This is a genomic window from Streptomyces sp. Ru62, from assembly GCF_002920615.1.
Lineage (GTDB): Bacteria > Actinomycetota > Actinomycetes > Streptomycetales > Streptomycetaceae > Streptomyces.
This window is the reverse complement of sequence record NZ_PQSU01000004.1, coordinates 85,149-102,867: the sequence shown is the minus strand read 5'-3', so window position 1 is coordinate 102,867 and position 17,719 is coordinate 85,149. Positions and strand designations below refer to the sequence as shown.

The 17,719-nt window shown below is 71.9% G+C and carries 16 protein-coding genes and 1 pseudogene; 12 read left to right on the top strand and 5 right to left on the bottom strand.

Going from position 1 to position 17,719, the window contains the following annotated elements:
- Positions 1 to 31: 31 nt before the first annotated feature.
- Positions 32 to 1,477, bottom strand: a complete 1,446-nt coding sequence (locus tag C3492_RS06685) for an MFS transporter (protein ID WP_103810806.1) — start codon at positions 1,475 to 1,477, stop codon at positions 32 to 34.
- A 245-nt stretch (positions 1,478 to 1,722) separates the two neighbouring features.
- On the opposite strand from C3492_RS06685, the gene C3492_RS06680 reads away from it, so the two are divergent.
- Positions 1,723 to 2,145 carry a MarR family winged helix-turn-helix transcriptional regulator gene (locus C3492_RS06680; RefSeq protein ID WP_103810805.1) on the top strand — a complete coding sequence of 141 codons (423 nt, stop codon included), beginning with the start codon at positions 1,723 to 1,725 and terminating at the stop codon, positions 2,143 to 2,145.
- A gap of 58 nt (positions 2,146 to 2,203) precedes the next feature.
- Here C3492_RS06680 and C3492_RS06675 read toward each other — a convergent pair whose 3' ends face one another.
- Positions 2,204 to 3,169: a helix-turn-helix domain-containing protein gene (locus C3492_RS06675; RefSeq protein ID WP_258055536.1), complete on the bottom strand. Its 966-nt coding sequence runs from the start codon at positions 3,167 to 3,169 to the stop codon at positions 2,204 to 2,206.
- 291 nt (positions 3,170 to 3,460) lie between these two features.
- On the opposite strand from C3492_RS06675, the gene C3492_RS06670 reads away from it, so the two are divergent.
- Positions 3,461 to 4,090 (top strand): TetR/AcrR family transcriptional regulator, encoded by a 630-nt coding sequence (locus C3492_RS06670; protein WP_103810803.1) that lies wholly within the window; start codon positions 3,461 to 3,463, stop codon positions 4,088 to 4,090.
- Positions 4,091 to 4,415: 325 nt separating this feature from the next.
- On the opposite strand, the gene C3492_RS06665 is transcribed toward C3492_RS06670, so the two are convergent.
- The 3 genes from C3492_RS06665 to C3492_RS06655 form a co-directional block, all read right to left on the bottom strand.
- Positions 4,416 to 5,168, bottom strand: coding sequence for an SDR family NAD(P)-dependent oxidoreductase (locus tag C3492_RS06665; protein WP_103810802.1), 753 nt, complete (start codon positions 5,166 to 5,168; stop codon positions 4,416 to 4,418).
- A 75-nt stretch (positions 5,169 to 5,243) separates the two neighbouring features.
- Positions 5,244 to 6,164, bottom strand: a complete 921-nt coding sequence (locus tag C3492_RS06660) for an NAD(P)H-binding protein (RefSeq protein ID WP_103810801.1) — start codon at positions 6,162 to 6,164, stop codon at positions 5,244 to 5,246.
- Complete coding sequence (locus C3492_RS06655; RefSeq protein ID WP_258055535.1) at positions 6,161 to 6,802, bottom strand: ScbR family autoregulator-binding transcription factor; 642 nt, start codon at positions 6,800 to 6,802, stop codon at positions 6,161 to 6,163. Before C3492_RS06655 ends, C3492_RS06660 begins: the two co-directional genes overlap by 4 nt.
- Before the next feature lie 130 nt (positions 6,803 to 6,932).
- Between C3492_RS06655 and C3492_RS45440 the strand changes: the two are divergent.
- From C3492_RS45440 to C3492_RS06610, 10 genes and pseudogenes are all read left to right on the top strand, one after another.
- Positions 6,933 to 7,160 (top strand): annotated as a pseudogene (locus tag C3492_RS45440) (AfsA-related hotdog domain-containing protein); the annotation flags it as partial.
- A 91-nt stretch (positions 7,161 to 7,251) separates the two neighbouring features.
- The gene (locus C3492_RS45435; protein ID WP_308461129.1) at positions 7,252 to 7,962 is read left to right on the top strand and encodes a ScbA/BarX family gamma-butyrolactone biosynthesis protein; all 711 of its coding nucleotides are present in this window, start codon (positions 7,252 to 7,254) and stop codon (positions 7,960 to 7,962) included.
- A 240-nt stretch (positions 7,963 to 8,202) separates the two neighbouring features.
- Complete coding sequence (locus C3492_RS06645) at positions 8,203 to 8,907, top strand: AAA family ATPase (protein WP_103810800.1); 705 nt, start codon at positions 8,203 to 8,205, stop codon at positions 8,905 to 8,907.
- A gap of 91 nt (positions 8,908 to 8,998) precedes the next feature.
- Positions 8,999 to 9,598 carry an AAA family ATPase gene (locus C3492_RS06640; protein ID WP_103810799.1) on the top strand — a complete coding sequence of 200 codons (600 nt, stop codon included), beginning with the start codon at positions 8,999 to 9,001 and terminating at the stop codon, positions 9,596 to 9,598.
- A 114-nt stretch (positions 9,599 to 9,712) separates the two neighbouring features.
- Positions 9,713 to 10,867 carry an LLM class flavin-dependent oxidoreductase gene (locus C3492_RS06635; RefSeq protein ID WP_103810798.1) on the top strand — a complete coding sequence of 385 codons (1,155 nt, stop codon included), beginning with the start codon at positions 9,713 to 9,715 and terminating at the stop codon, positions 10,865 to 10,867.
- A 243-nt stretch (positions 10,868 to 11,110) separates the two neighbouring features.
- Positions 11,111 to 12,748, top strand: a complete 1,638-nt coding sequence (locus C3492_RS06630) for an ABC transporter substrate-binding protein (protein WP_103810797.1) — start codon at positions 11,111 to 11,113, stop codon at positions 12,746 to 12,748.
- Positions 12,749 to 12,752: 4 nt separating this feature from the next.
- Positions 12,753 to 13,709 (top strand): ABC transporter permease, encoded by a 957-nt coding sequence (locus C3492_RS06625; protein ID WP_103810796.1) that lies wholly within the window; start codon positions 12,753 to 12,755, stop codon positions 13,707 to 13,709.
- Positions 13,709 to 15,706: a dipeptide/oligopeptide/nickel ABC transporter permease/ATP-binding protein gene (locus tag C3492_RS06620; protein ID WP_103810795.1), complete on the top strand. Its 1,998-nt coding sequence runs from the start codon at positions 13,709 to 13,711 to the stop codon at positions 15,704 to 15,706. The genes C3492_RS06625 and C3492_RS06620 overlap by 1 nt, the downstream gene beginning before the upstream one ends.
- Positions 15,703 to 16,710 (top strand): ABC transporter ATP-binding protein, encoded by a 1,008-nt coding sequence (locus tag C3492_RS06615; protein ID WP_103810794.1) that lies wholly within the window; start codon positions 15,703 to 15,705, stop codon positions 16,708 to 16,710. Before C3492_RS06620 ends, C3492_RS06615 begins: the two co-directional genes overlap by 4 nt.
- Positions 16,707 to 17,645 (top strand): dihydrodipicolinate synthase family protein, encoded by a 939-nt coding sequence (locus C3492_RS06610; protein ID WP_103810793.1) that lies wholly within the window; start codon positions 16,707 to 16,709, stop codon positions 17,643 to 17,645. The genes C3492_RS06615 and C3492_RS06610 overlap by 4 nt, the downstream gene beginning before the upstream one ends.
- Positions 17,646 to 17,719 lie beyond the last annotated feature (74 nt).

Genomic DNA, 17,719 nt, shown 5'->3' with positions numbered 1-17,719 from the left:
GAACCGGTGTCCGGCCTCCCCGGGCGGACCGTCAGACCGCCTCGTTGGCCCGGACGGGGGTCTCGGCCGGCACCGGCGTCTCCTTGACGGCCGCGGCCGGCTTCGGCAGGGCCAGCGCCAGGCCGACGGTGAGCAGGATCAGCAGGGCCGAGGTGAAGGTGGCCGCCTGGAGCCCGTCGGACAGCTCGGCCGGGGCCGGGTCGGAGCCGCTGACCGCGTTGGAGACGGCGACCAGCACGGCCAGGCCCACGGCGGCACCGACCTGCTGGCCGCTGGTGGCCAGGCCGGACGCCAGGCCCTGGAGCTTCTCCTCGACACCTGTGGTCGCCGCGGAGAACATGGCGGTCCAGATGACGCCCTGCGCGATGCTGAAGATCACGATGCCGGGAACCATCTGCGCGTACGTCGAGCCGTTGCCGAGGAAGGCGGCGAACACGGCCGTACCGATAGCGCCGACCACCAGGCCGATGGCCAGGGTGCTGCGCACGCCGATCGCGGTGGACATCCTGCCGCCGATCACGGTGCCGACCAGGATGCAGGCGCACGGCAGGATGAAGGCCAGGCCGGTGGCCAGGGCGCTCCAGCCGCGCACGGTCTGCAGCGCGAGCGTGATGAAGTACGCGCTCGCCCCGAAGGTCGCCATGAACGCGAACGTGATCATGGAGCCGAGGCGCAGGCTGCGGAAGGAGAACACCCGCAGCGGCACCAGCGGGTCGGCGGTGCGCGACTCGATGACGACGAAGCCGACGATCAGGGCCGCCGCGGCGACGAAGCTGACCAGGGTGACGGGCGCGGCCCAGCCGATCTCCGGACCCTGCACCAGACCGAAGACCAGTAGCAGGGCACCGCCGGTGACGGTGATGCCGCCGGGCAGGTCGAAGCCCTGACGGCGCTCGGTAGGCCGGTCGGCGGGGATCGCCTGGAGTCCGAGCAGGGCGACGCCCAGGGCGAGGGGGACGTTGACGAAGAACACCGCGGCCCAGCCGAACGCCTGCGTCAGCACACCGCCCAGCAGCGAGCCGACCACCATGCCGCTGCTGCCGGTGGCGCCCCACACGCCCAGGGCGCGGTTGCGCTCGGGTCCCTCCTCGAAGTTGCTGGTGAGCAGGGACAGGGTGGCCGGCGCGAGGAAGGCGCCGCCGATGCCCTGCACCGCTCGGGCGGCGACCAGGACCCAGGGGTCCGAGGCCAGTCCTCCGAGCACGGAGGCGAGCGCGTAGAGCGCCAGGCCGGTCAGGAACATCCGGCGCCGGCCGAGCAGGTCGGACATGCGACCGCCGAGCAGCAGGAAGCCGCCGAACGCGACGGCGTACGCGCCGATCACCCACTGGAGCTGCTGGTCCGAGAAGCCCACGCCGGAACCGATGTCCGGGAGGGCGACGAACACGATGCTGTAGTCCAGGGCGATGATCAGCTGGGCCAGCGCCAGGGCCGCCAGGATGAGCCCTTTGTGACGCGCGGAACCAGACGAAGTCATGGCTCTGTGTACCTCTCTGAATAGAGCGGAAGGCAGGGAAGGGACGGGCCGGACCGGACGGCGCATCCGTCCGGCGGGCCACCGAGCCAGTGATACTTCTAGCTCGGATACTACTAGCTCGAACTATCCGAGTCCGAAGCTAGGGCTTGGCAGGCGACCTCCGCAAGGGAAGGTCGAGTTCAAATGTTTCCAACTCGTACGATCTGACCGGCCGGGTGTGCGAAGCCGCCGGGTACGATGACGACATGGCGCACTCGAACACCCCCGGCCGGCTCGCAGACGGCGACGTGTGCAGCCTGGTCAACGCCCTGTCACAGGCGATCGAACGGCACACCCGGCAGGTCTCCGACCGGTTCGGCCTCACCTCGGCGCAGGCGGTCGCCCTGCGCGAGCTGCCCGAGCCGCGGACCCTGCGCGAGCTGGCCCGGCGGATGCACTGCGAGGCGTCGAACGCGACGTTCGTCGCGGACCGGCTGGAGGCCATGGGCCTGTTGGAGCGCCGGCCGCACCCGACCGACCGGCGCGCCAAGCTGCTGCACCTGACACCCGAAGGGGCCGCGCTACGCAGGAAGGTCGTCAAGCAGCTCCAGGTGGACTCGCCGATCGGGCGGCTCACCGACTCGGAGCAGACGACCCTGCGCGACCTGCTGGCCCGGGCGGCCGACTGAGCGACCGCGCACCGGCGCCCGGGCGGGCACCACCGGCGACAGCCGCCCGGCCGACCGGTCAGGCAGGCACCGTGGAGACGGTGAAGGCCGGTGACACCTCCCGGATCCAGTTGCCGATCCGTTCGGCGTCACCGCCCGAGTCCGGCCGGAGCAGGATCAGCTGACGACCGGGACGGCAGGACAGGTCGAGACAGACCTGGTTCAGGGACACCTGCCCCAGCCCCGGATGGCGCACCACCTGGGTGATGCCCGAGCCGTCGCTGATGCGGTGCTGGTCCCACAGGTCGGCGAAGAACGGGCTGCGTTCCCGCAGGCGGCGCACGAGGGAGGCGAGCCGGGGATCACCCAGGAACTCACCGCTCTGCGTGCGGAACCGGGCCACCGCGTCGGCCGCGTCCCGCTCCCACAGGGGGAACCGGCTCCGGGCGCCCTGGTCGAGGAAGAGCATCTCCAGGTAGTTCGCGTCTCCTCCTTCGACGCCCAGCAGACGCTCGGCGGCGGTGTTGGCGGCCGTGACGTCCCAGTAGCGGTCGAGGAAGTACGCCGGGCTGGGCAGGAAGTCGTCGACGATCTCCGCGCCGAGCGGATCGTCGTCCTCCACACCGGCCCGGGGGCGGCGCGGCGCGGTGTAGCCCGCCAGCCGCATCACATACAGGCACTGCGCCTCGTCCAGCCGCAGGACACCGGCGATGGCCGCGAGGATCTCCGGGGAGACGTTCTTGGCCCTCCCCTGCTCGATCCACGCGTACCAGGACGCCCCGATACCCGCCAGCATGGCCACCTCCTCACGGCGCAGACCACTCAGCCGGCGGGATCCGCCGCCCGGCAGTCCGACCTGCTCCGGAGTGACCTCCGCACGCCGGGCCGCCAGGAAGCTGCCGAGTTCGGCGAACCTCAGGTCGGCCGGCTTGGCCGCCGGAGCCTGGACGGCGTCCCGCCGTGGGACGGGCACCGCCTCCCGGCGCTTGCGGCGGATCACTGACAACGCGACGCCGGATGCCGGAGATCCAGTACCAGTCATCATGGTGCCCCTCCTCCGTGTACAACGTTCGCGCCCCCCGTCTCGGTGCGCTCACAACATAATAGGTACCGTTATTTTTTCAGAGGCATGAAGAGAGTTATATTTTTTATTTTTACTCATACTTGACCATCGAACGACGGGGTCGGACCGGGTCCGTTCGCGCCACCTTGCCGGCCATGGGGTTGCGGGCGGACGTACTACGCATAAAGATAACGAGCGCTATCATTGTTCGACGGGCGTGCGGGTCTCCGCAGCCACGGGAACAGCCCACCGAACGTGCGGAGGCCGGGGAGCATGGTCAGTCAGGAGCGGGCCGAGCGGACGCGAGGGCGTCTGCTGGAGGCTGCCGCCAGGGAGTTCTCCCTCCAGGGGTACAGCGGTACGTCGCTCCAGCGCGTCAGCAGGTCCGCGGGCGTCACCATGGGCGCCCTCACCTTCCACTTCCCCACCAAACCGGCCCTGGCGGAAGCCGTGCACGCCCGGGGGTCCGAGATCACCCGCGAGGCGGTGGCCCGCACCGGCGCGGAGCCCGCGGAGGAGTCCGGATACCCGCTCCTGCAACGGGTCATCCGCATCGCGCACGCCGTGGCGGCCCTGTTGTGCGAGGAGCCGACCGTGCGGGCCGCCGGCCGGCTGACCCGGGAACGGGCGCCCGGGCCGGCGGACTGGACCGACTCCTGGCTGCCCGACGTGCGCGGCCTGCTGGACCAGGCGAGCCGGGAGAAGGAACTGCGCACCGGCGTCGACCCCGAGATCGTGGCGCTGCTCCTTCGGTACCTGGTCCTGGGCGTGCTGGACTCCCCCCAGCCCACCGAGGGCTGCGCCTCCCACCTGTCCCGGCTGAACGCGGTCTGGGCCGTCCTGTTGACCGGCCTGATCGGCACCGCGGCGGACTCGCCACAGCCGGGGGACGGCACCGTCTGAACGGCCCGGCAGACACGCCGGGCACGATGCCGCCACAGCTGCCCGCCGACCCGGTCACCGCCGCCCTGCTTCCAAGCCCGGTGAGGGACACGGGACACCGAGCCCCTGACGGACATCCCGTACCTGACAACGCCACGGCTGCCCGCCGCAGCACACCCGGCACCCGGCACCCGGTACCAGGCATCCGCACCCCGGCGGTCCGCCCACCGCGACCCGTGCCGACCGGCGGCCCGCGCACGGCGGTCGTCCGGTCATCGGCCGGTCAACCGCCTTTCGGAGAGCGTCCGTTGCGAGTCATCCGTCGGACGGGACGGGGCCGGATCCGTCAGACCGCGCTGCACCCTCCGTCCACCGGGACGGCCGCGCCGGTGACGAAGGACGACTGGTCGCTGAGGAGCCAGGCGGCGGCCCGGGCGATCTCCAGGGGCTCGGCCATGCGCCGCTGGATGGCGCGGGAGACGCCCTGGGTCTCCACCTCGGGGTGCCGCTCGATCACCGCTTCCATCAGTTCCGTCCGGGTGGTGCCGACGACCAGGGCGTTGATGCGGATGCCCTGGTCGCCGTACTCGGCCGCGGCCGCCCTCGTCAGACCGATCAGCGCGTGTTTGGCGGCGACGTACGGGGCCGCGGCACCGGTGGCGAACTGCCCCGCGGTGCTGGAGGTGTTGAGGATGGTACCGCCCTGGTGGGCCAGCATCGCCGGGATCTGGTAGCGCATGCAGTTCCACCCGCCGCGCACATTGACGTCCATGATCTGGTCGTAGACGTCGTCGGGCAGCTCGTGCAGCGGCACGCCCGCCGTCCCCCAGCCGGCGTTGTTGAACGCCGCGTCCAGGGAACCGAACGAGGAGACGGCGGTGTCGACGACGCGGCGCACGTCCTCCGCCGAGGTGACGTCCCCCGGGCACGGCAGCGCCCGGCCCCCCTCCGCACCGATCTCCGCCGCCAGCTTCTCCAGCTTCTCCTCGCGCCGCGCCATGAGGACGACCGCCGCCCCCTGCGCCGCGAGATGGCGGGCCGTCGCGGCGCCGATGCCGCTGGACGCCCCCGTGATCATGACCGTCTTGCCCGTGAACACGTCGTTCCCCTCCCCGTTGTCTCCGGACAGCCGGTTCGGTCCCCGCCGAACCGGTCCCTCCCCGTCATGCCCGAGTCAGATGAACTCCCGGACGTGATCGGTGGCCCATTCCCCGAAGGTCCGCGGTCGTCCTCCAAGCAGCCGCGCCAGCGTGCCGTCGTCGCACGCGGTGGCCGCTCCCTTGGCCCGCCGCCGTGCGCCGGACACCAGGGCGTCGGCGATCCGCTCGCCGTACCGGCGGCTCCAGCCGGCGCGGGCGTCTTCCTCCGCGACCTCCTCGAACACCAGGTGCCTGCCGAGGACTTCGGCGAGGACACCGGTCTGCTCGCGCGCCGAGAGCGCCTCCGGGCCGGCCAACGTGTAGGTATGGCCCGCGTGCTGAGGACCCGTCAGTGCGGCCACCGCCGCCACGGCGACGTCCCTGGGGTCGACACAGGCCGTGCGTGCCGCGCCGCCGAAGGCCCGTACGACGCCCCGGTCACGGATGGACGGCGCCCAGGCGAGCGCGTTCGACATCGGCGTGCGGATGCGCAGGACGGTCCAGGACAGCCCGCTGTCGCGCAGCAGTTCCTCGCTCCGCCGGTTCCAGCGGGCGACCAGGTCGTCGGCGCCCGGGTCGGCGACACCGCACCAGGAGAGCTTCACGGCGTGCCGCACCCCGCCGGCGCGGGCGGCGGCCAGGACGCGCTCGTCGTCCTCCGGCCGCAGCGGGTTCGCCGTGACCACGAAGACGGCGTCGGCGCCGTCGAGCGCGCGGCGCAGCGACTCCGGGTCCGTGTAGTCGCCCCGGACGGCCGGGCCGGGCAGTCCGAGCGCCGCGGCCTTGCCGGGGTCCCGTACGAACAGGCTGTACCGTACCCCCGCGCGCTCCGCGAGGAGCCGCGCCACCTGACGTCCGACGGCTCCGGTGGCACCGGTGACGACGATCCCCGGGCCGGAAGTTCCGGTGGCGGGTTCGCCGGTGCGCGACTCGGCGGGCGCACCCGGCGCCGTCACGCGGACTTCCCGCGCGACTCGTCGAGTCGCATGCGGTTCAGCGCGCTCGGGGTGGCGATGGTGGGCAGCAGCACGTTCCACATCTCCGTCACTCGCTGGGGCAGGTCCCGACGACCGCTCTCCAGGTGGGCATGCATCTGTGCGCCGGTGCACGCGTTGACGACCAGGCGTGCCACCGCGTTCACGTCGACGTTGGCGCGAACCTCACGCTCCTTCTGGGCGAGGGCCAGGTCCTGCGCCATCACCTCGGTCCACTGCTGGTGCGAGTTCTCCTCCGGACCGATGAACAGGTCCTGCTCCATGACGAGGCGAGCGCCGGCCAGCAGGAAGGGATCGTCAAGGAGCTTGTGTGCCCATGTCAAGGTGATATCGATCGCGTGCTGGAGGCCCCGGGACTCGTGCGGCGGCGTCACGCGGTCCGGCTGGCTGCGCACGATCTCCCGGGCCAGGGCCTCCTTGTTCTCGAAGTGGAAGTACATCGCCCCGAGCGTCAGGCCGGCCCGCTGCGTGATCTTGGTGACGCTCGCGCCGGCGAACCCGCTCTCCGCGAACACTTCGGCGGCGGCACGCGCGACGAGCGCGCGGGTGCGCACCGCACGCTCCTGCTTGACCTCCCGCTTGCCCGTGAGTTCAGCCATCGACCAGCCCTCCGAAGTCACCCTCGACAAAAAAAGAACTATCTCTATCTTACGACGTGGCTCCGGCAGGCACCACGCTGTCACCCACCTTTGCGCAACCTTGCGCCGACACCTTGTTCGGGGGACTCCGATGGCTACGCCCACCAGGCAGAGAATCGTTTCATCCCGCTCCTCTGCCTCCGACGTCAAGCAGTACGCAGGCAAGGTCGACCTCACCGAAGTACTGGTCGCCGACTGGCACCCGGTGACCGATCGCACCCACGCGGTGACCGTCGAATGGCCCGCGCACCACCCGTTCTACACCACCACTCCGCAGCGGCACGGGCTGCTGTTCTTCATCGAGAGCGTCCGCCAGGCCCTGGCCGTGGCGAGCCATCTCGGACTCGGCGTCCCCCGGGGCTACCGCATGGGCTGGGAGAGGCTGACCTGCTCCGGCCTCGCCCGAGGCCCTGGCCACCGGCCCGGACCCGTCCGTCGTCCAGCTGACGATCACCCACGACGACGTCGTACGGCGCAAGTCGGGCGTGTGCCGGCTCACCGCCCGGGTGCGGGCCACCCGGAACGGACTGCCGCTCGGCACCGCCCACATCGGCTACACCGCCTATCCGCCGGCCCTCTACGACAGACTGCGCGGCGCTCGCGCCGACGCCCGGGCGGCCTTCGCCCGCGCCCTGCCGCCGGGGCCCGCCGTCGACCCCGCGCTGGTGGGCCGTACCGACGCACGGGACGTGACGCTCGCCCCGGACAGCTGCGCCGGCCCGGACACCGGCGCCGGTCCGGGCGGCACACCGCGCCGCTGGACCCTGCGCAGCGACACCAGTCACCGCGTCCTCTTCGACCACCCCCACGACCACGTACCCGGCATGGTCCTGCTGGAGGCCGTGATCCAGGCCGCCCACGCCGACGCGGCCCCACGGCCGGCCGTCCCGGTGGAACTCGACACCGTCTTCCACCGCTACGTCGAGTTCGACCTGCCGTGCGCCATCGTCACGGACGACCCCGTCACGGACGACCCCGGAACGGACGGGCCGGGCCGGCGGCCCCGGCGGATCAGCGGCGTCCAGGACGGGCAGACCGCCTTCACCACGCTGATCACCAGCATCGTCCCGGACCGGGCACCGCTCCCCCACGCCCGGCGGACCGGAACGGTCGCCGGCTGACACCGGGCACAGCGCACCCACACCCGGGAAGCCGCGGTGGCTCCACGCCACCGCGGCTTCCCCCTTTTCCGGCTCCCACCCGGCCGCAGTCCGGCCCGGCTGCTTGTTGGTGACAGCAATCGTGTTTGTGGTGATGGGCTCGCCGACGCTGTTGAATTTGGAGTCTGGGTCATTCCGGCGGCTGTTGCCATGATTCTTCTGTCCCGCTCACCCGACCCGAATTCCCACGAGGAGACAGAGATGAATCTGTCCATTTCCGGTACCTATTCCGTCGGCAAGACGCTCACCAGCATGGCGCTCGCGCACCTCACCGGCGTTCCGCGCACCTCCGCCCCCACCATGCGCGAGCTGCTCCCCGTCTCGCTCCCCGGCAAGACCCTGGAGGAGTGCAACGGCGCCGAGCTGATCATGCTGATCACACGGCGGATCCAGGGCCGGGCGGTCGCCGAGAGCCACCTGCCGAACGGATTCATCTCGGACGGGTCCGCCCTGCACGAGTGGTCCTACGCGACCGTGCGCGTCAAGGTCGGCATCAACCCGAACGAGTCCGTGGACCTCGACAACGTCGAGATGACCGACGAGGTCCGGTTCTACGCCGAGGTGATGAAGCAGATCGCCATTCCGGCGAAGCAGCACACCAAGCAGTCGTACGACGCATTCGTGCACCTGCCGATCGAATTCCCCATTGTCGAGGACGGCCACCGCCCGGTGAACGAGCGCTTCCGGCAGCTCGCGGAGGAACTCCTGCTGAAGACGCTGGAGGAACTGGAAATCCCGGTGCACGTGGTCGGCGGAACCATTCCGGAGCGACTGGCCAAGATCGTCGACATTTTCGGGTTCACGCCCGTCATGAGCATCGAAGAGGCCATCGACCGGGCCGAGGACGAGTACTCCAAGATCGACACCCGCAACGAGCTGGAGCGGCTGGCCGACGTCGCCGCGTAGGCCGAGCCGCGCGGAAGCGCGTCACCCTCCCGGCACCGCCGCATCGCAGAGCGCGTCGCAGAGCGCATCGCAGAAGAAGGAGAGAGACCACGTGAGAATCGCATTCGTCGGCGCCTACGGAAACGGCAAGACGACCCTCACCACCGAACTGTCCGAGCGGCTCGGTCTGGAGCGGGTCCACGGCAGCGCCATGCGCGACCCGGCCGGCGGCACCCCCAAGGCGCTGGAGGAGACCAACGAGCCCGAGCTGATCCAGCTCGCGGTGCGCCGCTTCACGGAGCGCGCCGTCGACGAGGCCCGGCTTCAGGACGGCTTCCTCTCGGACGGCTCGGTGCTCCACGAGTGGGTCTACAGCAAGGTGCGGCTCGCCGTGGGCCGTTACCCCGAGCCGTCGGTCACCCTCGCCGACGTGCACGCCTCGACCAGCCCCTACGAGGAGGTCGTGGACCAGCTCGCCCTGCTGGGCAAGGAGCACGCCACGGCCAACTACGACGTCGTCATCCACTGCCCGGTGGAGTTCCCGCTGCCCAAGGGCGTCGACCCGATCAGCGAGCGCTTCCGCACCCTGTCCGACGAACTGATGCTGGAGATCGTCAAGACGCTCGACGTCCCGCTGCGCATCGTCACGGGAAGTCTCGAGGAGCGGATCGAGCAGGTCCTCAAGATCGCGGGTCTGCCGCAGACCGCGTAGCGGACCGGCCGCCCGCAGGCCCACCGCCGGCGTCGTCCACCTCCGTCCACCTCGGGCGACGCCCCCGTTCCCCCTCCCCCCCCGGCTGCCCCCGTTCACGGCAAGGAGAGCACCGTGCACAGCGGAATCGGAGTGTTCCTTTCCCCCCTCCACGCCCCGGGTCAGGACCCCCACCTGACCATTCGGCGTGACCTCCAGCTCGTCGAGCACCTCGACGAGCTGAACTACGACGAGTGCTGGTTCGGCGAGCACCACTCCCTGGCCTGGCCGACGATCGGCGCCCCCGAGACGATCATCGCGGCCGCCGCCGAGCGGACCCGGCAGATAAGGCTGGCCAACGGCGTCGTGCCGCTGCCCTTCCACCACCCGTACAACGTCGCGACCCGTGCCCTGATGCTCGACCACCTCACCCGGGGCCGCTACATCCTCGGGGTCGGCCCCGGCGCCACCCCGAACGACTCGCACCAGTTCGGCGTGGCGCAGGACGACCTCAAGCGCATGGCGAGCGAGGCGATCCCCGCCGTGCGGGAACTGGTCAACGGCGAGGAGCGGGTGAGCGCCAAGACCGACTGGTTCGTGCTCCAGGACGCCAAGATGCAGCTGCCCCGCTACAGCAAGCCGGGCATCGAGATGGCCATCTCCAGCATCGGCACCCCCAACAGCCCCAAGGTGGCCGGGCAGTTCGGGCTGAGCCTGGTGTCCTGGGGCGCCCCGCCGCCCGGACTGCCGGCCGTGGACCTGGCCCAGCAGTGGCGCTACGCCGAGGAGTCCGCCGAGGAGCACGGCAACACGATGGACCGGGCCAAGTGGCGGGTCGTCGTGCCGCTGTACATCGCCGAGACGCGGGAGCAGGCCTACCAGGACGTGCGGCGGGGCTTCTCCGAGTGGCTGTGGGGCTACTGGGGCAGCGCCGCCGGCTTCGACGTCGCCGCGAGCATGGAGGGCGTCCCGTCCTCGCAGGAACTGGAGGCGGGGGTGGAGCAGGGCCTGGCGATCGTCGGCTCCCCCGAGGACGCCGTCGCCGCGATCGAGCGGCTCCAGGAGCAGACCGGCGGCTTCGGCACGTTCCTCGTCTACGCCATGAACTGGGCGTCCTTCGAGAAGACGAAGCAGAGCTACGCGCTGCTGGCCGAGCAGGTCGCCCCGCGCTTCTCGGGCTCCACCGCGCGCGGTGACGAGTCCATCCGGTGGAGCGTCGACAACCGCCACGTCTTCCCCCACACCGAGGCCCGCCGCGCCCGGGAGGCCCGGGAGACCCAGGCGGTCTGACCATCGAGCCGCCCACCGCCCACCGCAGACCGACAGCGACCCGTGACGGGCGTTGTCGGTCTGCCGCGTCGTGTCCCCGTGCCGCCGGAGAACCCCCATTGGTGCCCTCTGGCGGATACGCCATTCGTGTCTGCCGTCTTGACCGCCCCCGGGGGCCCTCCTATGGTCGCGCTACCGACCGGACGTAGGACGTAGGACGTCGTATCTCACCTCCCCCTCCCCCACCCACCCGTTGGAGGACCCGTGCGCGACGACGACGTGAACCCCGGCGTACCGGCACCGTTTCGCCGGCAGTTCCTGAAGTACTCGGGCGCGCTCGGCGCGGCCGCCGCCCTGTCCCCCGCCCTGGCCGCCTGTTCCACCGGTCCGGAGTCGACGAACGACACCGGAGGCGGTGGCAGCGGCAAGGACCGGACGCTGACCGCGGTGATCGGGTACGGCAACGACGGCAGCTGGGACCCGACGCAGACCGCTTCGGCGTTCGCGATGGCCGCCAACAACCACATCTACGAAGGGCTGCTGGACACGGACCCGATCACCCGGGAGCCGTATCCGGCGCTGGCCACCTCGATCCCCGCCGACCCGTCCGCCACCACCTGGCGGTTCCCGCTCCGCTCCGGCGCCACCTTCCACGACGGCAAGCCCGTCACCGCCGACGACGTCGTGTTCGCCTTCGACCGGATCCTCGATCCGGACACCCAGACGCTCGCCAAGGGCTTCTTCGCCTCCTGGCTGGACTCCGTGCGCGAGGTCGACGCCCGGACCGTCGAACTCGTCCTCAAGTTCCCCTTCCCGGACGGTCTGTCCCGGCTCACCCTCGCCAAGATCATGCCCCGGCACGTCTTCTCCCGGCCCGGCGCCTGGGACGACGCCGTCAAGGGGCTGGCCGTGGGCTCGGGGCCGTACCTGCAGACCGCGCACCACCCGAAGTCGAACACCACCTTCGAGGCGTTCGGCGCCTACAACGGTCCCCGCAAGCCCGCCTTCCGGAGGATGAACTGGCTGACCATCGTGGACGCGGCACCACGCGTCGCGAAGATCTCCGGGACCGGCGCCGGCGCGCAGATCGCCGACAACATCCCCTACGCCAACATCTCCCGGCTGGAACAGGGCGGGCTGAAGGTCGCCGGCGGTGCCGGGATGAACAACCTCTTCCTGATGTTCAACACCCGGCACAAGCCCTTCGACGACGTCCGCGTCCGCCAGGCCCTGCACTACGCCATCGACACCGAGAAGATGGTGCGGGTCGCGCTGAAGGGCCACGGCAGGCCCGCGTCCTCGTTCCTCAACGAGGGCAATCCCGGCCACCGCCGGGCCAGGACCGTCTACGACCACGACCCCGACAAGGCGAAGGCCCTGCTGAAGGCCGCCGGGGTCACCGACCTCGCGGTCACCGTCCTGGCGGTGAACGTCAGTTGGATCGTGGACTGCCTGCCGACCGTCAAGTCCTCCTGGGACGCGATCGGCGTGCGGACCACCCTGGCACCGCAGGAGACCACGGCCGTCTTCACCAAGATGGACCAGAAGCAGGACTACCAGGTGGTCGCGGCGGCCTCCAACCCCAACCAGTTCGGGCGCGACGCAGACCTGATCATGCGCTACAACTACGGGCCCGGGAACCTGTGGATGCGGTACACGCGGTGGGAAGGCCACCCCGTCGCCCAGCGGCTCTTCAAGGACATGGACCGGGCGACCCGTGAGCCGGACCCCGCGAGGAAGAAGGCGATGATCCAGGACTACATCGACGTCGTCGCCGAGCAGGCCGTGCTCTACCCGGTCGTCCACAACGAGCTGATGACCGCCTGGGACCCGCGCGAGCTCAGCGGGATAAGGACCCAGCCGTACCCGGGCCTCAACCTGCTCCAGGCCACGTGGGCCTGACGGCATGACGGCCGTCGTACGGATCCTCCTGCGCCGCATCGCCCTGCTCGTGCCCCTGCTCCTCGGCATCGTGCTCTTCGTGTTCCTGGTGATGCGGTTCTCGGACGTCGACCCGGCGTCCGCGTTCTTCCAGGGCGCCAAGCCGACCCCCGGGCAGCTCCACGACTTCCGGGAGCGCAACGGGCTGCTGGACCCGCTGCCCCTGCGGTACGTCCACTTCGTCGGCGACCTGCTCCACGGCGACCTCGGCACCAGCGCCCTCACCCGCGCGCCCGTGGTCGACCAGGTCACCACCGCGCTGCCGCTCACCCTCCAGCTGACCTTCCTCGGTCTCGCGCTCGCGGTCGTGCCGGCGCTGGCGGGCGGGGTGACGGCGGCGGTGTACCGGGACCGGCTGCCGGACCAGGTCATCCGGGTGGTCTCGCTGGTCGGGGTGGCCGCGCCCGGCTTCTGGCTGGCGCTGCTGATGATCCAGTACCTGGCCGTGGACCGGGGCTGGTTCCCGACCGGCGGCTACGTCAACCCCGCCGACTCCCTCACCGGCTGGCTGAGGACCATGGCCCTGCCCGCGTGCGCGCTGTCCCTGCCGGTCGCCGCCCAGCTCACCCGGATCGTCCGGACCTCCGTGGTGGAGGAGTTGGACAAGGATTACGTCCGGACGGCGATCGGGAGCGGGCTGCCGCCCCGGGTCGTCGTCGGCCGGAACGTGCTGCGCAACGCGCTCGTCAATCCCCTCACCGTGCTCGGGCTGCGGGTCGGCTACCTGCTCGGCGGTGCCGTCGTCATCGAGACGATCTTCTCGCTGCCCGGCATGGGGAAGCTGATGATCGACGCCGTGCAGAACGGCGATCCGGCCGTCGTGCAGGGGGTCGTGCTGACCACCGCCACCGGGTTCGTCGTCGTGAACCTCGTCATCGACATCCTGTATCTGCTGGTCAACCCACGCTTGAGGGCGGCCTGATGGTCACGCGCGCGAACCTCGGCAAGCGGCTCTCCCGGCCCGGCGGCGTCCGGCTGCGCGGGTGGCGCCGGCTGCCGCCGCTGTCCAGGGCCGCCGTCTGCTTCCTGGCCGTCGTCCTCGTCGTCGCCGCCCTCGCCCCCGTCCTCGCCCCGCACGACCCGCTCGACCAGCAGGACCCGGTCGGCGGGACCGGGGCGCCGTCGGCCGCGCACTGGATGGGGCAGGACAGCCTCGGCCGGGACGTCCTCAGCCGGCTGATGTACGGCGCCCGCTGGTCCCTCGCCATCGGGCTGGGCGCGACCGCGCTGGCGCTCGCCGTCGGCGCCCTCGTCGGAGCGCTGGCCGCCACCTCCCGCAAGGCGGTGGACGAGACGCTGATGCGCTGCCTGGACGTGGTGATGGCGTTCCCGGGCATCGCGCTCGCGGCCGTGCTGGTGGCCGTGTTCGGCGGCGGGATCGGCGTGCTGATCTGTGCCGTCGCGTTCCTGTTCACCCCGCCCGTCGCGCGGGTCGTACGGGCCAATGTGCTCGACCAGTACGGCGAGGACTACGTCACCGCCGAACGGGTCATCGGCGCCCGCACCCCGCACATCGTGCTGCGGCACGTGGCCGTCAACTGTGCCGCGCCGGTGCTGGTGTTCTGCACGGTCCAGGTCGCCGAGGCCATCGTGTTCGAGGCGTCGCTGTCCTTCATCGGCGCGGGCGTGCGGCCCCCGGACCCGTCCTGGGGCAGTGTCATCGCCGACGGCAAGAACATGGTGCTGACCGGCGGCTGGTGGGCGACCGTCTTCCCCGGGCTGCTGATCCTGCTCACCGTGCTGGCGCTGAACATCCTCTCCGAGGGCGTCTCGGACGCGTGGGCGGCGCCCGCGCCCCGCGAGGTGGAGGCTCCCCCGGAGGGGGCACCGCCGGCGGACCGGCTCCAGACCCCGGAGCCCGGCACCGGCGGGGTGCTGCCGCTGCCCGGTCTCGCCGAGGCCGCCCGGCGGCTGCGCTCCCGGGCCCGGCCGCTGCCGGACCGGAGCGGGCGGCCGGTGCTCGCCGTGGAGCACCTCTCCATCGGCTTCCCGGACCGGCACCGGGGCGTGGACATCGTCGCCGGGGTCAGCTTCGAGGTGCACCCCGGGGAGGTGCTCGGGCTGGTGGGCGAGTCGGGCTGCGGGAAGTCGCTGACCGCGCTGACCGTCATGGGGCTCCAGCCGAAGGGCGCCCGGGTCGGCGGCCGGGTCCGGTTCCGGGAGCGGGACCTGCTCGCCGAGCCGGCGCGGGTGCGGCGCCGGCTCCTCGGCCACGAGATGGCCATGGTGTACCAGGACGCCCTGTCCTCCCTGAACCCGGCCATGACCGTCCGGGCCCAGCTGAAGCAGCTCGTCCGGCGCGGGGGCGGGCGCGGTCCGCGCGAGCTCATGGAGCTGGTCGGCCTGGACCCCGACCGCACCCTGCGCAGCTGTCCGCACGAACTGTCCGGCGGGCAGCGCCAGCGCGTGCTCATCGCCATGGCCCTCTCCCGCGACCCGGGTCTGATCGTCGCCGACGAGCCGACCACCGCCCTGGACGTCACCGTGCAGGCCCAGGTCATGGAGCTGCTGCTCCGGCTGCGGGCCGAGCTGGGCTTCGCGCTGATCCTGGTCTCGCACGATCTGGCGCTGGTCGCCGACGTCACCGACCGGGTGGTGGTGATGTACGGCGGACAGATCGTGGAGAGCGGGGTGACCGCCGACCTGGTGGCGGCACCGGCCCACCACTACACGCGCGGGCTGCTCGGCAGCGTGCTCTCGCTGGAGTCGGCCGAGGAGCGGATGACCCAGATCAAGGGGGTCGTACCGGCCCCGGCCGACTTCCCGGCGGGCTGCCGGTTCGCCGACCGGTGCCCGCTCGCCACCGAGGTGTGCCACACCACCGCCCCGGCCCTCGCGGGCACCCCCGCCCACACGGCCGCCTGCCACCACCCGGCGGTGGAACTGGCCTCGGCGGAGAGCGAGGAGGCCCTGCGGTGAGCGCTGTCGTGGAGGTGCGGGACGCGCACGTCGTCCACCGGGCGCGCGGTGGCGGCCTGTTCCGACGGGACCGGGTGTACGCCCTGACCGGTGCCGGTCTCTCCGTCGCGCCCGGCGAGACGGTCGGGGTGGTCGGCGAGTCGGGGTGCGGCAAGTCGACGCTGGCAAAGGTGCTGGTGGGCATCCAGCGGCCGGTGTCCGGGACGGTGGCGTTCGGGGGCCGGGACCTGTGGGCGATGCCGGCCGCCGAGCGCAGGACCACGGTCGGCGCGGGCACCGGCATGATCTTCCAGGACCCGTCGACCGCGCTGAACCGCCGGCTGACGGTCCGCCGGATCCTGCGCGATCCGCTGGACGTGCACCGGCGCGGCACGCGGGCTGGACGGGAGGACAGGGTGCGGGAGCTGATGGACCTCGTCGGCCTGCCCCGGGCGCTCGCCGACGCCCTGCCCGGGCAGCTCTCCGGCGGGCAGCGGCAGCGCGTCGCCATCGCCCGCGCGCTCGCCCTGGACCCGGACCTGGTCGTCGCCGACGAGCCGACCAGCGCCCTGGACGTCTCGGTCCGCGCGCAGATCCTCAACCTGCTGCTCGACCTGAAGGACCGCCTCGGTCTGGCCCTGGTGTTCGTCTCGCACGACATCCAGACGGTCCGGCGGATGAGCGACCGGGTGATCACCATGTACCTGGGCCGGATCGTGGAGGAGACCCCGGCCGGCCGGGTCACCGACGCGGCCCGGCACCCGTACACCCGCGCCCTGTTCTCGGCCACGCCCGGCCTGCTGGACCCCCTCGACCCGATCCCGCTGAGCGGGCCGGTCCCCTCGGCGACCCGCCCGCCGAGCGGCTGCCCGTTCCGTACCCGCTGCTGGAAGGCCGACGAGGTCTGCGCCGCGTCGATGCCGGACTTCTCGGCCGCGTCACGGCCGGGACACCGCTACCGGTGCCACCATCCTGTTCAGGAGGACCAGCCGACCCGAGACCTAGCGCGCAGGAGCCGTGAATGACCCTTCCCACCCCGCTCACCGGTGTCGTCCCGCCCGTCTGCACGCCCCTGACGCCGGAACGCGAGGTGGACGTGCCCTCGCTGCTGCGCCTGGTGGACTTCCTGGTGGAGGCCGGGGTGCACGGGCTGTTCCTGCTGGGCTCGACCTCGGAGGCGGCCTTCCTGACGGACGCGCAGCGCGAGCGGGTGGTGGCGGCCGTGACCGCGCACGTGGGCGGTCAGCTGCCCGTGCTCGCCGGGGCCATCGACATGACCACCCCGCGTGTCCTGGAGCACGTCGCCGCGGTCACCTCGGCGGGCGCGTGCGCCGTCGTCGTCACCGCTCCCTTCTACGCCCGCACCCACCCGTCCGAGATCGTCCACCACTACCGCCGGATCGCCGCCGCCAGCCCGGTCCCGGTGATCGCCTACGACATCCCCGTCGCCGTGCACACCAAGCTCCCCGCCGACCTGCTGCTGGGGCTCGCCGGGGACGGCGTACTGGCCGGGGTCAAGGACTCCAGCGGGGACCTGGCGGCCTTCCGGGAGGTGGTCACCGGCGCCCGCGCCCACCCCGGGTTCAGCGTGCTGACCGGCTCGGAACTGATCACCGACGCGGCGCTGGCGCTGGGTGCCGACGGGGCCGTGCCTGGCCTGGCCAACGTCGACCCGCACGGCTATGTGCGCCTGTACCGCCAGTGCCGGGCGGGCGACGCGGAGGGGGCGCGGAGCGAACAGGAGCGGCTGTGCGCGCTGTTCGGGATCACCGGCGTCGGGGACCCCGCGCGGATGGGCGGCAGCTCGGCCGCGCTGGGCGCGTTCAAGGCGGCGCTGCATCTGCGCGGGATCATCGACTGCCCGGTGACCGCCGAGCCGCAGGTACCGCTGTCCGGTGCCGAGGTCGAACAGATCGGCAAGCTGCTGGCGGCGGCGGGCCTGCTCGGCCTCGACGGCTAGGCGGGGTGGTGGCGGACTCCGCCACCCCGCCCGGCGACGGCCCGGACGCGGCCCCGGTCACCGGCCGGCCCGCA